Raw genomic sequence first — 16,201 nt, 5'->3', positions numbered from 1 at the left:
ACGTAACAGAATGGCAGCCTATTGACGATCTGCAAAGCCTTTTGGCCGATCAAGGATGGCATGTCGTGCTCGCTCCCGGTTCATGATGGCTTTTTCCGTAGGCGCTGTGTCGCTTTGCTTATCGGTTCGGTGCGACAATCCCAGAAAGTCAACGGGGCTTCACGGCCCCGTTGACGTTTACATGCTGACTTCCCGGGCGCAGCACTCGTACTCGCGAACCCGACTTCGCTGCAGGTGCCGTTGCTGGCGTTCTGCGTCGCGCCGTTGCCCCCTATTTAGCGACAGCCGTCGCCGTTCGCCCAAGCCCCACAGGACGGTTGACGTTTCGCCCGTCCGCTTGAATACGGTGATCACGGTTCTAGCAGATCTCCGTTTTTGATGACTTTGAAGTTGCGCGGGTTGACCAAGCGGGCAGCCCGCGCCATAACTCGAACATCGCCATGACACTGCACCAAGTGCTTTTCACCGTGAGCAAGGACAGCTTGCTGATAATCGGTCTTGTCGAGTTCGACTGATACGTTTTTCGGCTGTCCATTAACCGTAGCCGCGATTGTGATCGTTCCAGTTTCGTCCGCCAAGGGACGGTCGAGTTTTTCAACGGATCCGGTGATTGTCCTGTCGTACAGCGTGTAATCTTCACGTTTGTAGTAAACCGCGGCCTCCGCAACGCGCTCCACCTTGTCGCGATCGAACACGAACTTGACCGGGGGGCTAGGTTCCTGGCCACTGCTCGCTGGCGTGATTGTCACCTCGAAGCCACGCTTTTGATCGATGCCGCTCAAACCGACAAGCGCATCGCACAAGTTGGCACTTGCTCCGTTGTTCACGGCTTCGTCGAGCATGGTTTGGCTGCCGCCGATCGCGATTGCCCCGATTGCATCATCGAGAGCACGCAACCCCGACGACAACGTTGCTGTTACGAGGTGAGTCGTTGGTACCGACGGCAAGCCCAGTTGCGCAGTTTGCTGGACCGGCACGGGCGCGATGATGTTTACGACATAGCTGCCGACCTCCGTTTGTCCCAAGCGCAACGACCGCAAGTATTCGTTCATCTCCTCCGATTTGCGGCCGGTAAACTGACGACGCTTTGAGGTGGTCGCGAGCGCGGCGGCCTCCATCAGGTCACGCGCCCGCTGGTTCAGCAACACGCCATCGTCCAGCGGGATCGTTCCGCCTTCGACGTCGAAATGAATAACGCGGAGCCGAATGCGGTCTGAAAAGTAACCCGAGACATCACGAACGATGTCGAGCACCGGGCGCGCTTCAAAGTCGGCTATCGCCGATACGGCGTCAACCAGTCGACGTCCGAAATCCTTCGCCCGCTGTTGAAGCGATGGCAACAGGACCTCGGCATCTTCCTGCTGTGGTTCGGGTCGATGCCACACCGACGCCAACGCCCCCAGGTCCGCATCCTTTCGCCAGCCCCGTAGCGCTAGGTAGGCGGCGAGTTGATCGGGCGTCACATCGGCTAGGATTTTGACCAGTTCGTCGCGGCTCATGACACGCTCCCTGGATTACTCGCAAGGGTCATCAAATGCGTCAGTGCTGAGGTGGTCAGTCGCTGGTTGAGGGGCACCTCGACCGTCACCGATGTACCGTTGGTCGTCTCAGGCAGGTCCCGCAATGACACATAGAAGCATGCGTTGTGCATGCTCATGTGATCTTCATGATGCTGCACCCAGTGCTGCGGCTCATCGGACACAAGGAGCACCGCCAGGTAACGCGGGCAGATGACATCGGTTCCACGCAGGTCATCGTAGTTTTTGCGAGTAAGAGGAAAGCGGATGACCTCACCACTTACTAGGTCGCGTGATGTGCACTTCAGCTGGAATTGCACTTTAGGATTGCGGACCGCCCCCTTAAATCCGCGCCCGGTGAGTTCAAGGTCAACGCTATCGTCGTCCACGTCGAGTTCCGACGGGTTGAACCCGGCCTGCGCAGCGATGGCGCGCACATACGCTTTGTTGAACTGCTCTTTTTGTTTCCCGGCGTCCATCGACCTCGATCCCCTTTCCGGCGTTTTGCGCGCGATTGCGCGGCCTCGCCTGTGACGTTTTCGACATTGTAACGGTCAGCGACCAAGCGACGCTTGCGCCATGCCGCTCGATCATCGTCGATGTGCAGACGCGCGGCCCTCGAGCGCGCGAATGAATCGGATCGAGGCCCCGACGTAACTGAAAATCAGCAGCGCTTCGCTGTGGTTCAGGATCGGGTTGTCGTGCGCGAGGCTCTTGTTGTTGCGCACATCGTTGAACGCCTCTAGGACGGAAATGCTGCTGCGCAGGATACGGTCGGTCATGCCCGACTCAATCAGGCCGACGGCCCGCACCGCTTTGACATACTCGCCCATAAGGCTGTGCAATGGCTTGTCCCTGTTGACCTCGACGCCGCGGCGCTCGCAGTGCGTCCGCAAAAACTTCATGGCGAACACGTGGAGGCGATCCAGGGCCGTCGCAGGCTCGTTTTGTTCGATTGCCGTGCGAATATGCTTCGCCGCTGCCTCAAAATCGAGGTCGTTGACGCTCGCCGTAAAGGCATCGACCTCGGGCAACTGGCTCGACGCGCTTTGATGCAGTCGGTCAATGATCCTCTGTACATCCGCAAGCAGCGCTGGATCGGCCGCGTCAGCCGGCAAACAGTTGCATTCCAGTGCGTACTCGATCATCGCGCTCAGTGTCTTTGCAACGACGTGATCAGGCTCAATCTTCCAAAAACCGCGTAGCCTGTTTGCTTTCGAGTTCGAACTTGCGTCCGTCGTGTACTTGCTGTCTTCGATGTCGAGACCAGTGTGTTCCTCAAAAAATGTCGAGAAGGTGCGGCCTTTAAAGTCGAGAACATAGCCGCTACTCATGCCGAGGAGACGTTCAAGTTTCCGCTTTTCGATCGACGAGAGCGTTGCCATAGGATGTGTTTTATGTCGTGGCTGGTCGACGACGATTGTAACGGGCAGCGGCGGATCGGTTTCTAACCGACGGGAGCATCTGGGGCCGGCCTCATGGGTGGGATGGGGATGAACGCCTGGCGGTCGTCGGACACGACACGATCGTAGCGTTGGACGAACGTGCGCATCTTCTCGGGCTGATCGTTGTACGACGTGACCCAGCGCGTGATCGCCGCGGCCACGGCCTCGATCAAACCATACGTGTTGATGTACTTCACCATGGGGTCGTCACTGGGCGGATACGCCTGGACGCCGACGTAGGGCGTCAGCCGAGCGACTTTCCCGGCGGAGACCTTTCGTGATTCCAAGTTCGACATATGCAGCAGACTGTTGCGGAACTCCCATAACTCTTCTGACGTCGCACCGGCCGTGGTCGGGCCGGAGAACGTGCGCAACCAGTCGATGAACACTGGCGTCTCGCGCGGTGGCCGGTCGCCGAACTCGACGTATGCGATCGTGTCCAGAAACGACATCAACAGTTTGAGGCACGAGATGAAGTGCCGATTGTTGAACAGCAGACGTATCGCTTTGAAATAGTCATCGTGGATCAGGCCTGGCATGTCGAACGTTCCGGCCTCTTCGTTGATGTACTTGAATAGGTAGTCTTCCATCTTGCCGGGCTCTCCCACACCGTCGGGCAGTTTCGACGTGTCCAGCGGTCCCAATGGCACCGACACGTCGACGGTAAGCACGCCGTCGACGATGGGCGTGACGCAAAACAAGGGGGTGGCGCCCGCGCCGACCTCGCGGAACAAAGGCTCGAACAGGTGGGGTGTGTCGCCTAGACGTTCCATCGCAAAGTATTGTTCTCGCGGCATCGGCCGGGCCAGCGGTACGCGTCGCGCCGACGAGAAGTCACGAGTGGCGCGCTCTCGTAAAAACGCCATTTTCTTCTTGTCGCTGCCCTGTCGAACGTATTGCTTGATCCCCACGGCCCGCAGTTCGCCGGCATCGAAAAATGTGAACACGTTGAAGATCGCCTCGTGCTTCTTCATTGCCCCGCCTTTGCTGTAGTCGTTGTCTTGTCGATGGTACACGGCCACGGCGCCGCCGGTGATCACGCCGAAGCCGATGTCTGAGACTGTCGCAACTGACTATCAACTGTTTATCGACCGCGTAGGCCCGTCGCCACTTTTTGGAGCGAGGCGGACCGACTGGCCGATACGGCCAAACGACATCGTCACACGCTTTCGGTGGCGGACTGCATACGGCGCAACGACGAGTTCGGCTACATGCCCGGCGGGAGAAAACGAGCAGTACCAGTGGTAGTAACAACGTGCGGACTCGGCGCGCGCCGATAGACACAACTTTCCTTGAAATTTCGACACAACTTCAGTTGTGTGAGCCGCTAACGCAGTAACGCTCGCGCAAGCAAATTTGTTACTAGCGTTGTGCGACGCACCATTTCGCGCGTCGCGCCTCATAGAAAGGGGCCACCGCGCATTCAACGTCAACTAATTCTGTTACCACTGCGCAGTTGAGTTGCAACTGATTTTGTAACGCAATGCGCGGGTGTCGCTGCATGGGCCGACGTGACACCTCGCACCGTATGGTCGGACAGTGCATGGCTGGCGCGCGTAGTGCCACGCGGCGTGCAATTCATTGCCCCCGTGACGGCCAGCTGGCTCGGTTCATCACACGCCAGCAAAGGTCTGCGTCGCGCCAGATACCTGACGCGGCTGCAGACCCGGTTTGAATCAATGTGGAATGCAGCTCGAGGCGCCTGCCTGACGTGGTCGGAGATGGGCGGCTGGCAAGTCGTTGACGCGCTTACCCCTGCGAATCGGGATGTGCGCCACCGGCGCCTGTTGGGACTGACCGGTGGGCGGCCGTGGTGCTGGCTCTATCAAGGCGTCGATGGTCAGTTTGTTGCCCGCTGGGAAAACGCCCGCCTGCAGGTCTGCGCCGCGACGCCGGCTGCCGCAATCGCGGGGCTGCGTCGCTGCGCGACGACATGCCCGCACATCGATGGTCACGCGCTGCCCTACCCTGCCTTGGCGCCGGTGGTCACACCCGGCCCGATGTCCACGACCGTCGCTGCCGACTATCGGCTGTTCATCGACTGCGTGAAGGCCCGTCGCGGATTCTGGAGCGAAGCCGGGAAACTGGCCAGAACGGCCGACGGGTATCGTCACGCGCTCGCGGTGGCGGACCAGACACGGCGCAGTCACGGGACAGACTAAACAGGGCGATCACGTTGATCGGCTGCCCGCACGGGGCGGTAGTAACAAAATTAGTTGAAAACTAGTAACAAAATCAGTTGTGTGAGCGGCAGTAACTTGTTAGCTAAAAAAATGTCCCGAAATGAAGGGTACAATAGCCACAACTATTGTACCCTTCACTTTTTCTGTCAAAGTGGGTATCTTTTGGGTCGTATCGGTGCGAAGGGCCGCCACATAAGGCTCACCGCCACCAAGCAACGCGGCTCGCCCGATAAAAGCGCTTGCCGGGCACCGACCGCGCGGCGACCAGCACGTAACAAATCACACGGGTTCCGTAACCGACCAATGCCCATCCGCAAAACGATCACCGGCGACGTCGAGGACGTTGTGTTTCGCGAGGCGCCCGTCGCGTCCGGCCGGTCGTCAGGCCCTGCCCTGGGCCAGCCGCGGCGCGCGCCGCGAAGCGCTGGAGCCCGTGCGAAAGCCCGGCTGCGAAACGCGGATCGCGCGCACGCCGACGGGCGCAGGATCGGGCTGCAGCACGTCGCGTTCGTCCGCGGCTATCTCGAAGGGCTGGACCTCGCGGAGCTGGGCGCGCGCTATCTCGGATTCGGGCGCGACGCCCGCAAGGCAATGGACACGCGCAACTGGCTGGTGGCGGCCTTCGTTGCTGCCGCACGCAAACGCCAGGATTTCGCCACCGCGCGGCTGCTCGCGATCCGCCCGTCGTCCCTGTCAAACGCGGCCGGACTGGCACCGCTCGGCCCTTCCGCGCCGTCACTGGAAGACTTCGCCGCGACCCACGATCCCGACGGCTTCTATACGGAAAAGGAACTGCTCGATCTCTTCGCCGCGCACCACGCGGCCCGGCTGCCCGGCCAGCACCCGGAAGCCGCCGCGACGCTGCGCCGGCAGCGGCGCAACGCGCGGCTGCGCGTCCGGCAGATGACGGCCCTCGACGCCCTGGCGCGCCTCGTGGCCGAAGATCCGCGACCCGACCATCATGTGCTGGGCTGGTTCGACACCGCCGTGGCGCTGCGCCTGGCGGACGTTGGCCTCACGACGCTCGGCAGGCTGGTAGAGACGATCAATGCGGTCGGCTATCGCTGGTACCGGCACGTGCCGCGCCTTGGCGAGACCGGCGCGCGCCGCATCGTGACGTGGCTGGCGCACTACCGTGACGTCGACGGCCTGCGGGTCGGGGCGACCGCCCTGGCCCACCCTGCGGCACGCAACCTGCCCGTGCCGCAGCTCCGGCGCGACCCCGTAACCGGCATCGTGCCGCTGGAGTACTTCCTGATCCCGGCGGATCTGGATGGTTCACATGGCGCGAACCGCAACCGGCTCAAGAACAACAGCCGCGCGCTGGACGACCGGCAGGCGATCGATTTCTGGCTGGCGGATTACGAAAACCCGAACACGCGGCTTCGGTATCGCGCCGAAGCCGAACGCCTACTGCTATGGGCGATCTTTGCGAAGGGCAAACCCCTGTCGAGCCTCGACATCGACGACGCGCGCGACTACATCAATGGCTTTCTCGTCGATCCGCAGCCCGCTGCGCAGTGGGTCAACGGGACACCCGTTCCACGGTCCGATCCCGCCTGGAAGCCGTTTCGCGGCCCCCTGACCGTGAAAAGCCGCCAGGACGCGCTGGGCGCGCTCAAGAAGTTTTTCGGCGATCTCGTCAATGCGCAGTACCTCGACCACAACGCGTTCTTCAAGACCAAGGTGTTCATCGGCCACCAGACCGATGAAGCGGGAAACCAGCGGCGGGTCGCCGCAAAGCCGCGCGTCCAGATCGAGCACAGCCTGACACGGGAAGCGTGGGCCTTCGCGATGGGTGTTCTCAATGCCCTGCCCGACTCGGCCTCTGCCGCCCGCATGCGGTTTGTGCTCGCTTTCATGTACAGCACCGGCCTGCGCCGCGCCGAGCTGTGTGGCGCCTTTACCGACGACATCAGCCTGCGCTACGCCGGTGCCGAACTGGGCTCGATAGCCCTGCTGCGAGTCGTCGGCAAAGGGGCGAAGGAGCGCTTCATTCCGCTCGTGCCGCAAGTACTCCGGGCGCTCGGCGACTATCTGGAATCACGCGGCTTTCCTCGCGATCCCCTCGCCTGCCCGACCGGCACACCACTGATTCCAGCGCTTCCCGACAAGCAGGACATCGGCCGCGTGCGACGGGAGGCTGCCGGGCGTGGCGTCGACGTACAGGCGGCGCTGGCCGGCCTCGCGCGGCAGGCCCGGCCCGTTCACTACGCCAAACTGTATGCCGCAATCAGGCGCTTCTTCGAAAAAGCGAATGCTGAGGCCCTGCGCCAGAACTCGCCTCATGCGAAGGCCTTCGCGGCAGCCAGTCCACACTGGCTACGGCATACGTTCCTGTCGCACGCGGTCGCCAATGGAATGAGTCTTGAGAGTGCGCGGAATTTTGCGGGGCACGATTCGCTCGATACCACTTCGATCTATGCGACGGCAGAATTGGCCCGTCAGTATCGGGAGGCCGAATCCTTTCTCAGGAATGCGACTTACGGAGACTGACTCCCCTCTCCTAAAGGCCAAATGACGCGCGTGAGCGCGCCCATCCGTGCATCTGACTCAAATTCAGTATATAGGCTTATCGGGGTTTAACTACGCCTCCAGCATTTAGAATCGCAGCCATCATGGCAAGCCTGATTTCGACATTGTCGTCAACGGGTCCGAGGTTGTAGGTCAAAATCAAGTTTCCACCGGACCTATCCAGCTTCACAGAAGCCGTGTTGCGAGCCAGTCCAACCAGGTGGCCAACCAGTTCATCCTGAGAAAGCCGGGGGATTACGCTCGCTGCCTCTATGGCGAGAGCTCTCATCTTTTTCATTCCCCGAACCTTGGCCAAGCCAACGAGTCGATCTCCCATCTCGGCACTGATTCCCGGGAAGAGGTCCAGCAGTTCCCCAGGGAGAGAAGCGATCGCTTTTGCCCTTGCGATCGTCTCTCTGTGCACTCCGAGATGCGATGCAGCCCCTGTCATAGAGACCCATCTGCCATTCGCGATCCCTTCCCTGTATGTATCGGCCAGCAGCAGGGGTAAATACTGCTGCTTCGGGCCCACAAGGCCACGCTTCCCGCAGACATGCGCGGACAACTGAGCGCGCGACTTGCCCAGCGGGTCCAATGTTCTCGCGCGTTCAACTAGGGAAGAGACACCATGCGCCTTTGCGGCTTTCAACAGTTCCCGCGCGGTTTTGTTGACGATTCCCACTTCGCTGAAAATTGCGAGGATCTCTGTAGGGAGTTCGGATACCGCGACCGCTTCACGAATCCTGGCGAATCCCACCTTTACCTTCAGTTTCTCGGACAGCACCACTGCCGCTTGCCTGTAGGAAGACCAGTGAATACCGTTGCCGGCGTGGTAGAGCGCGGCCAACCGAAGAGGGTCTGCCGCCGCATGAGTAAGTTCTGTTTGCATATCGATGTGCGCGAGTGCGACGACGAAGTATCTAACAAGGTCAATCGATGCAATCGCCAAAAGGGCCACTAAACATGGGCTGTTTCCGGGCATTTGAAGCCGTCGATTCATTAGATACTACCGGCCGACTCAGTCAAGGTCGCTGAGACTTCCATCACCACCAACGCTTCAACTGTGCGCAACGAGATTTCAACGCGCCTCGAGAATCGCGATCATTACGGACGTAGAGAGCATACGTGCGACTTCTTCTCGTCATCGGTTGGCGCGTCGCACCTCTTTGGCCCGAGTAGGGGCCAAGCCAATTTCTTACGCGTTTGCTTGGCCCGTATTTGGGACATCGTTGGCACAAGCTTGAACCTCTAACAATTTCGGGCCAAACACGGGCCAAACGTGGGCCAAAGAGGCCTCCAGCATCTATAAGGCGCCGAGCGCTGAGCGGGCATGCGTCGATCACTCGCTCGGTCGTGAGTGTCGGTATTACTGACACTCATTTGCGAGCCATGGAGTGCGCAGACACAAAGCGTGTCAGTAATACTGACACCCGGCAGACTCACGTCCCGCTCGAAGCTGCAGGCCGAAGTGTCGGTACTACTGACACCGCGCGTCGCTGTCCATCTGAAGCAGCGTTGACGAACTAATGCCTCGTCATGTTTCTCAGAGCGTCGATCTCCGAAGCGCTCGTTCTTCATGCTTCACAGCGCCGACCGCCTTTGACATAAGGCATAAAAAAAGCCCGCAGTCGCGGGCTTCCCTCAGATGGCTGCATTACTGCTGCGCGCTTGGTTCTTCCCGGTACAGCTCGCTGATCAGTTGCCGGATACGAGTCTCTTGAGCCTCGCTGAGCGACCCAGTCTTGATCTTGACGGTGAAGGAGTTGACGTCCTTCGTAATGCTTCCAGCCTGTTCCTTGCCCGAAAAGAACTTCGCGATACTCCGCTCTCGCGCCTCTGCTCGTGAACCCTGACGTGTAGTCTGCGCTACGATTGCCGCAGCATATCGACCCTGGAGAATTTCTCCTTTAACGACATCCGGCCACAAATCCTTCGCCGCAGCCAAGCCGGCAGCACCATGTTTTTTTATAGCGGACACAATTTCTTCTGCGGCGTTGCACCCAAGCAATGCCGGTTGCAAGTCCAAATGTTCCTTGATGAAATCAGGGAGCTTGTCGAACGCCAAAAATTGATACAGCCCGGCGCGCGACATACCGAGAGACTCAGCAAGTCGCTTTCGATTCGGGAACTCTGCTTCCGCCCGACGCAGCGAAATCGCAACTTCATAGTCGGTCAGGTTGGCGCGCCCGATGTTCTCGACCAACGCGAGAACTACCATGTCCTCATCGGAGCATTCGACTATTACCGCCTTAATCTGCTCCATGCCCAAGATCTTGTGCGCACGCAATCGCCGCTCACCAGCGATCAACTGGTAGCCAGACTCGACGCGACGCACCGCCACCGGCTGAACTAATCCCTTTTCGCGAATTGACTCGGCAAGGTCCGAAAGCTCGGCCTCGACAAAAATCCGCCGAGGTTGCCATGGGTTCGGCACCACCTCCGCAACTGGAATCGTTGCCTGACCGCCACTCGCTTCCAACTCTTGAATTTTGAGTTGTGCGGCCGCCAACGCTCCCGCCATTCCAGGTCCCGTCTTCGGCTTCTCAACCACGGGCTTGGTCGTTTCCATCTCCTCGTCAGAGATTGAGGACGTCTTCCGGAGGTTGGCAGTTTGCTGAGCCATACGATCACGAATGCTGCTCATTGCGCGAGACTCCATTCATCGACGTACATGTTGTCAATCCACCTGCAGTATTCGACCAGCGGTTGGCGTACACGCTGCACCGTCTTTGAAACCCCATCGGATTTGCTGAGGTCAAACACTGTCGAGAGCGCTAGCGCTCCGTTGCTCATCACCGAACTCGCGGGAATCTCGGTCGTAGTCAGCCAGTCTTCGTAGGCGCGTTGCGTCCAGGAACGAACAATGGGTGCAGATGAGGTCGGGCTTGTATCCACCTTCGACAGAATGACGGAGATAAAATCGTAGACCTTGTCTGACTCCTTCTCCATGAAGTTCCCGGCAATATCCGAAAACAGCCCCCAGAACGACACCGAGCTGATGAAGTCAAGGCTCTCCGGCACCAAGGGCATCACCATCGAATCAGCTGCCATCAACGCGTTTAATGTCAGATAGGAGAGGGAGGGCGCAGTGTCCAAGATGATGTAGTCGTATTTCTTGCGCAGCGGCTCCAAGCCTTTCCGCAGGATTGCCCAAAACTGATAGCTCGGGCGAGTCTTAAGCATCGAGGGGATGAAGAACTCAGCACTGAACAGCGATGGATGCGCTGGAATCACATCCAAGCCGTCCCAATAAGTTTCCTTGATCGCATATTCCAGACCTCCTTCCATCTCTTCGTTGTAGATAAAAGGAAGCACAGTCGAATCCTCGTCGACCTCGTTCTCAGCATAAAGTCCGCAGAGTTCGGACAGTGAGGCCTGCGGGTCCAGGTCAACCACGAGCACTTTCCGCCCACGCAACGACAATCCCTGAGAAATGCACATGGTCGTCGTAGTCTTTGTCGACCCGCCCTTGAAGTTTGCAACTAGAACAATCTTGCCGTCGGCCTCGCGACCAGTCACGAGCGGCGATTGATAGATTTCCGACAATTGTTGTACGTAGGTGCGTGCCTCGGCCAAGCTGAACAGGCGGCTACGGCCCGTGCCGTGCGCAACGCCCGGCGGCAATGTGCTACCTTCTCGCGTTGCTTGGTAGTGGAGTTTGGTTCGGTCCAACCCGCACAAGTCTGCTACTTCGGCGGTCGTAAAGTTCGGTGGCGCCTTTCGCGGCCTTGGCGTGAGGATCTGCTCGCGCAGTTCGGCTGTCAGTCCGTCCAGCTTTTTCGCAAATCTAGCGATTTTCGCAAGAGGAACCTTGCGTGTGATAGCGGGGAATTCGGCCTTAGGCATCATTTTTACACTTTTACCGGAAATCAGGACAAAGCGTAGAATACTCGAAAACTTCGACAAAATCGCTTTCACATTAGCTGGTTTCTGAAATTTCCCGCCTAAACCGCTGAAATGCAACATAAAAACGTCAACGACCAGACGGGTCGGCCCCATTAGCTGCCATCTCGAAGCAAGCTATCAAGTGCGCTTCATGGTGAGAGGAATTGTTGAAATACCTGGAAGCGATGGCAAAAGGAGGGGGGCGGAATCGGGCAGCTGACGTGCCTACCGGTTTTCTCAACAATTCTACTCACCAACGCATTGCCGCCTCGCCGCCCGTCTCCTGCCTCAAGCGAACTGTATCCACGTTAGTAGTCGGCAGCTCCGCTTCTCACAAGCCCAGAAACGAGTGGCGGGCGTGGACTGCGGAGAACGCCGCGGCTACCCACAAAATTACTCACCATCATCCCCGCCCAACGTTTTATCCACAGGCGCCATCGACTAAGAGCACCGTTCAGGCGCCCTCGCGCGGATCGAGCCGAAAAATCGAGCACCCAAACTACGGCCACGCACAAAATCACTCACCATCGTTTCAACAATACTACTCACCCACTGACGGTCATTTTCCGCGGAGTCCTTTGCCAGATAACGGTCTCCGTGAGCGGCAACAAACTTCAACAAAAATGCTCACCATCTCTCCATGCGTACAAAATCACTCACCAGACACGGGTAAACTTCTCACCGTCAAAAAGGATTTCCACTCACCTTCGGCCAACAAAAGCTCTCACCTCAAGCACAAAAGTGCTCACCTACGCGACGCTAAGCGATTGTTTTTACGAAGCTTGTTGATTCTCTGTAGTTCGTCTGTTGGTTTTCGTTTTCAAAAGAATTAAAAAACAAACAACCGCGCCCATCATTCGTCCAACGCAGAAAGTAAGCGAATCTGTTGAGCACGCACGCGCGAATGCTCCATGCTCAGCTGTGATGGGCTCGATTTCATGGTGAGTCTTTTTGTTTTGACATCTCACCTACACGTGTTAGATTCTCCAGCGACCGGTAACTAGGGACGCGATCCCCGATGGCAAACAACATCACGACACGCGCAACCTCGCGCCAGCTGTCGTTTGAGCTGTTCGAGGAGATGCTCGCCACAGATACCCCAATCAACGAATCGACGAAGGAAATTGGGTATCAACGTAACAATGTCTTCATCGACATCACCGATGTGGGCATTACAGCCAGGCGATTCCTGGACGCGGCGCATTTCATCGTGGCGCAGGAACCAACCACCCCGAAGGTTTACGACGTTGAGCTGAGTTACTTCCGATGGCTCATGCGTTATGACAGTTACAACTATAAGCACCTGCGAACGGTGGTATCTGAGGCCCAGAAGGCTTTGATTCAGGTTTCGTCATCGCCCACGGGTAGCACGTCCGGGGAGGATGAAAAGTGGGTGTCCGTGCAGCTCATCGGTATCGTCGGTATCGACAAAGGGCGGATCACGTTTGCTGTACCGGAGCCGCTCATTCCGCACATCAAGGATCCAGTGAAGTCGCACTGGCTGAGCCTGCGAATCACGTCCGCCTTCACGCTCACGTATGCTAGAGCTATCTACGACCACGTCATCGGTTACGTAGCAGAAGGCGTAACCGAATGGTTCGAAGTCGATGTGGTACGTGGTTGGCCCGGGAAAGCAGCGTCGCCCGCAACCGAATTCAAGTATTTCAAACGCGACAACCTCGACAAGGCGGTTAAGCAGATTAACGCAGTCTCCGACATTGAGTTGAGCTACGAGACTCGCACCGTAAACCCGAAGTCGAAGAAGATTGACCGGATTCGTTTCAGGTTGACGCGCAAAGAAACTGCTGGTGCCATTCGAGCGAGCCTCCTTGGCGCGCAAGAGATCTACACGACGCTGAAGAACGAATTCGGCTTCACTGAAAAGCAGTTCAACACCATCTCGCAAAACCGCGCTGTTTGGTCGGATGAACGCATTCTCCAGGCGATCGAATACACGCGCACCAAGGTCGACTCTGGTCAAATCAAAAAGAGTCCGGGCGCCTACCTGTTAAAGGCTATCACTGATGGCTACAAGCTATCGGACGCTGACCGCAAAATGCTAACGGTCCAGCAACAGCAGCAGGAACGGGGGAGGGCTGAGTCCGGCGCTAGGCAACTGGCTACGGCAGCGGTCGCCGCAAGCACCGCAGCGGCAGAGGAGCGCAGCAAAACTAGGACGGTCGAGAATGCCGACCTTGGGCGTGAGGCATACCACATGGCGGACAGTAGGGCGCAAAAGGACTTCATGCGTGCATTTATCGCCTCTGCGGCTGGTAAGCTGGCCATCAAGCGGGTAAAGCTTAACCCTGCGACGATCCAAGAGTCGGAAGTGCTGGCGCATAAGGATCTATCCTTTGCGCTCTACTCCTTCGTGTTCCTGCGCACGAAAGCGAAAGTCGCCCCCTCGACTTAAAGCGACACGCGAACACTCGGCTTCACACCTCGTAGACCCGCACGAGAATCTCCGAATAGATCGTCGCTTAATCCAGACCGTTTCACCACCAGGCGACAGCTGCGGCCGCTGAAGTGCCACGCGGACCGGCTGATGGGCAGCGAGCACATCAAACACGCCGTTCGCAGGCGTCCATGCGTGACGGTCTCAACTGTGAGTCGCGACTGGGACCTCGTCGGTAGAAGCGATAGGAGCGCTCGGGGAGCGTACGAATATCGCACAATTACGAGACAAGCCCCCGCGAACTTGTGAGATTAAGCGCGTTGTCTTTTTACGTGTAATGGCTTGTCCGAACTGCGGGTCCTTCTAAGTGTATGAATTTAAATAAGTTCGCGTGCGACGAAACTGTAGCCATTCCTGCGCGTTCCGCTCTATTGTGGCTACAGCAATACGACGAGATTGCACATATTCCTTGGACGATGGGGTGTAAAAGAGCTACGAAACAAGCTCTCATTCCCCGGGAGCAGTCTTAACACGTAATAAAAACATCCGCCGCAACAGCGGGTAATGCATGAGGGCCGGAAGCATAAAGGCGCTTAATTCTCTGCGCCATTCGCCTCAAATTGAGCATTAGAAGTTGTTTCAATGGTAGCCATTAATCAAAGGTTGCCATGCGTACTTTCAGGAACAAGCGTCAGGCCGCGCTCTCCACGGCCCCCGGCTCTTTCGCCGAGGAAGATCCCGCACAGGTGATCTTCGAGACCAGCACCAAGCTGAAGGTTGAGGCCAATCGCTGGATGCTTTTCGCCTTCGCAGCTATGGCGGTTGCCGGGGGCGCGGTGTGGACACGCCAGCCTCCGCCGTCGGTCACGAAAGTAGTTGGGGTGTCCGCCGACGTGAGCGGTCATCCGGTCGTGACGGAGCTCGTCGCATACAAGCCGGACTCGCAGGCGATCCGCACAAGCATGAACGACATGGCTGTGCGCTGGTTCACGATCGAGCCGGTCCTTACCGACAGTCTCAACACGTCCCGTATGTCAGCCAACATCAACTCGGTGAAGGCGCAGATGATCGGTGCGGCGACGGACCAGTTTAAAGGCTGGCTGCGGGACGACGCGCCTTTCCAGCAGATCACGGCCTACCCGAAACTGATTCGTGAAGTGAACGTGCGGAACATTGCACTGCTTGAGGATCAGACGGTTCTCGTTGAATTCACAACCACGACCTCCCAGGCCGGCGCGACGGGCAAGCCCGACGTGAAGTCCTACGCGTTGACGCTGCGCTATCAGATCGTTGCGCCCACAGCGGACGCGGCGCTCTCTAAAAATCCTTTCGGCATCTACATCCCGTTTTTCCGTCTTGAGCGGACGGGCGGAGCTTGAGCCTCATGATCACGAAACCTCTACGACCTGCGATTGGCATCGCCCTTACGCTTGCCGCGATCGCTTTACCGATGGTGGCCGCACAGGCCAAACGCCCTGCAGATGCAGGGGCGATCAACACCGCGATGATCGCGAGTGATCCGATGAGCCCGGTGAACCCATTCAACAGTGGCGCGGACCCACTCACGATGCCTGGCGATGCCCGCATTGGCGTGTTCTCGTACAGCCGGGACCAGATATTTCGTGTCCTTACTGCGCCACTGAAGTTGACGACGATCGAGCTCGAACCGGGTGAGAAGCTGATTGCGGACCCAGCAATGGGCGACAGCATCCAGTGGGAAATTGATGACGACAAGATGAACCATGTGTTCATCAAGCCGCATAAGCCCGATCTCGTGAACACGCTGCACCTGACGACGAACCGGCGCGAGTACGACTTCACGCTGATTGCGTCGCCGGCTGGCGGGCTCTTTTACCAGACCGTGCGATTCCAGTATCCGCGGGCGCCAATGACGCGAGCTGCCGCTCGCGACGACTCGGTTGGCGCTGGCGCAGTTGGGGGTGAGCGCGCGACCGACTCAGGCAATATCAGCGTGTCCCCCGACAAGCTGAACTGGGATTACTCGGTTGACGGAAGCGCCGAGTTTAAGCCTGAAGTGGTTTTCGATGACGGTCACTCGATCTGGATGCGGATGCCGATCAAGGCGCAGACGTGGCCGGTTCCTATGTACAAGGACCACGGAGATCGGGTAGTGGGTAACTTCATCCGGCGCGGCGATTTTCTAGTGTTCCAGCGCCTTGCCGACGAGATCGTGCTCGTGTCAGGAAAGGATGAAGTGACGGTTACGCGTGGCCGGCGCCGCGTCTTTGGAGTGTTCTGATC

General features: G+C 58.3%; 12 protein-coding genes. 5 read left to right on the top strand and 7 right to left on the bottom strand.

What is annotated here, in order from left to right:
• Window positions 1-350: 350 nt before the first annotated feature.
• The 4 genes from G3N95_RS15380 to G3N95_RS15365 form a co-directional block, all read right to left on the bottom strand.
• Window positions 351-1,499 (bottom strand): hypothetical protein, encoded by a 1,149-nt coding sequence (locus G3N95_RS15380; RefSeq protein WP_205970935.1) that lies wholly within the window; start codon window positions 1,497-1,499, stop codon window positions 351-353.
• The gene (locus tag G3N95_RS15375; protein ID WP_205970934.1) at window positions 1,496-1,996 is read right to left on the bottom strand and encodes a DUF4365 domain-containing protein; all 501 of its coding nucleotides are present in this window, start codon (window positions 1,994-1,996) and stop codon (window positions 1,496-1,498) included. The genes G3N95_RS15380 and G3N95_RS15375 overlap by 4 nt, the downstream gene beginning before the upstream one ends.
• Before the next feature lie 111 nt (window positions 1,997-2,107).
• Window positions 2,108-2,902 (bottom strand): abortive infection family protein, encoded by a 795-nt coding sequence (locus G3N95_RS15370; protein WP_205970933.1) that lies wholly within the window; start codon window positions 2,900-2,902, stop codon window positions 2,108-2,110.
• Between the two features lie 62 nt (window positions 2,903-2,964).
• Entirely contained in the window at window positions 2,965-3,936 is a 972-nt protein-coding gene (locus G3N95_RS15365; protein ID WP_205970932.1) for a hypothetical protein, read from the bottom strand.
• A 747-nt stretch (window positions 3,937-4,683) separates the two neighbouring features.
• On the opposite strand from G3N95_RS15365, the gene G3N95_RS15360 reads away from it, so the two are divergent.
• Window positions 4,684-5,124, top strand: a complete 441-nt coding sequence (locus G3N95_RS15360; protein WP_205970931.1) for a hypothetical protein — start codon at window positions 4,684-4,686, stop codon at window positions 5,122-5,124.
• A 324-nt stretch (window positions 5,125-5,448) separates the two neighbouring features.
• The gene (locus G3N95_RS15355; protein ID WP_205970930.1) at window positions 5,449-7,641 is read left to right on the top strand and encodes a phage integrase family protein; all 2,193 of its coding nucleotides are present in this window, start codon (window positions 5,449-5,451) and stop codon (window positions 7,639-7,641) included.
• Between the two features lie 76 nt (window positions 7,642-7,717).
• On the opposite strand, the gene G3N95_RS15350 is transcribed toward G3N95_RS15355, so the two are convergent.
• The 3 genes from G3N95_RS15350 to G3N95_RS15340 all read right to left on the bottom strand — a co-directional run bounded on the left by G3N95_RS15350 (window position 7,718) and on the right by G3N95_RS15340 (window position 11,505).
• A complete protein-coding gene (locus G3N95_RS15350) occupies window positions 7,718-8,641 on the bottom strand; it encodes a hypothetical protein (RefSeq protein WP_205970929.1) in 924 nt (307 codons plus the stop codon).
• A gap of 672 nt (window positions 8,642-9,313) precedes the next feature.
• On the bottom strand, window positions 9,314-10,303 hold the full coding sequence (locus G3N95_RS15345) for a ParB/RepB/Spo0J family partition protein (protein ID WP_205970928.1): 990 nt from the start codon (window positions 10,301-10,303) through the stop codon (window positions 9,314-9,316).
• Window positions 10,300-11,505, bottom strand: a complete 1,206-nt coding sequence (locus tag G3N95_RS15340) for an AAA family ATPase (RefSeq protein ID WP_205970998.1) — start codon at window positions 11,503-11,505, stop codon at window positions 10,300-10,302. Before G3N95_RS15340 ends, G3N95_RS15345 begins: the two co-directional genes overlap by 4 nt.
• A 1,057-nt stretch (window positions 11,506-12,562) precedes the next feature.
• On the opposite strand from G3N95_RS15340, the gene G3N95_RS15335 reads away from it, so the two are divergent.
• From G3N95_RS15335 to G3N95_RS15325, 3 genes are all read left to right on the top strand, one after another.
• Entirely contained in the window at window positions 12,563-13,957 is a 1,395-nt protein-coding gene (locus G3N95_RS15335) for a replication initiation protein (RefSeq protein ID WP_205970927.1), read from the top strand.
• Between the two features lie 650 nt (window positions 13,958-14,607).
• Window positions 14,608-15,318 (top strand): type IV secretion system protein, encoded by a 711-nt coding sequence (locus tag G3N95_RS15330; protein WP_205970926.1) that lies wholly within the window; start codon window positions 14,608-14,610, stop codon window positions 15,316-15,318.
• 5 nt (window positions 15,319-15,323) lie between these two features.
• The gene (locus G3N95_RS15325; RefSeq protein ID WP_205970925.1) at window positions 15,324-16,199 is read left to right on the top strand and encodes a TrbG/VirB9 family P-type conjugative transfer protein; all 876 of its coding nucleotides are present in this window, start codon (window positions 15,324-15,326) and stop codon (window positions 16,197-16,199) included.
• Window positions 16,200-16,201: the final 2 nt, after the last annotated feature.

It is taken from the genome of Paraburkholderia sp. Tr-20389 (assembly GCF_017104565.1).
Classification (GTDB): Bacteria; Pseudomonadota; Gammaproteobacteria; order Burkholderiales; family Burkholderiaceae; genus Paraburkholderia.
The sequence above is the reverse complement of the archived record's forward strand: the minus strand, read 5'-3'. Positions and strand labels throughout refer to the sequence as shown.

Coding starts and splice junctions, on each gene's coding strand:
- G3N95_RS15345 (WP_205970928.1), bottom strand. CDS start 10,303: ATGAGCAGCATTCGTGATCGTATGGCTCAGCAAACTGCCAACCTCCGG.
- G3N95_RS15330 (WP_205970926.1), top strand. CDS start 14,608: ATGCGTACTTTCAGGAACAAGCGTCAGGCCGCGCTCTCCACGGCCCCC.
- G3N95_RS15375 (WP_205970934.1), bottom strand. CDS start 1,996: ATGGACGCCGGGAAACAAAAAGAGCAGTTCAACAAAGCGTATGTGCGC.
- G3N95_RS15335 (WP_205970927.1), top strand. CDS start 12,563: ATGGCAAACAACATCACGACACGCGCAACCTCGCGCCAGCTGTCGTTT.
- G3N95_RS15325 (WP_205970925.1), top strand. CDS start 15,324: ATGATCACGAAACCTCTACGACCTGCGATTGGCATCGCCCTTACGCTT.
- G3N95_RS15340 (WP_205970998.1), bottom strand. CDS start 11,505: ATGCCTAAGGCCGAATTCCCCGCTATCACACGCAAGGTTCCTCTTGCG.
- G3N95_RS15360 (WP_205970931.1), top strand. CDS start 4,684: ATGGGCGGCTGGCAAGTCGTTGACGCGCTTACCCCTGCGAATCGGGAT.
- G3N95_RS15380 (WP_205970935.1), bottom strand. CDS start 1,499: ATGAGCCGCGACGAACTGGTCAAAATCCTAGCCGATGTGACGCCCGAT.
- G3N95_RS15350 (WP_205970929.1), bottom strand. CDS start 8,641: ATGCCCGGAAACAGCCCATGTTTAGTGGCCCTTTTGGCGATTGCATCG.
- G3N95_RS15355 (WP_205970930.1), top strand. CDS start 5,449: ATGCCCATCCGCAAAACGATCACCGGCGACGTCGAGGACGTTGTGTTT.
- G3N95_RS15370 (WP_205970933.1), bottom strand. CDS start 2,902: ATGGCAACGCTCTCGTCGATCGAAAAGCGGAAACTTGAACGTCTCCTC.
- G3N95_RS15365 (WP_205970932.1), bottom strand. CDS start 3,936: ATGAAGAAGCACGAGGCGATCTTCAACGTGTTCACATTTTTCGATGCC.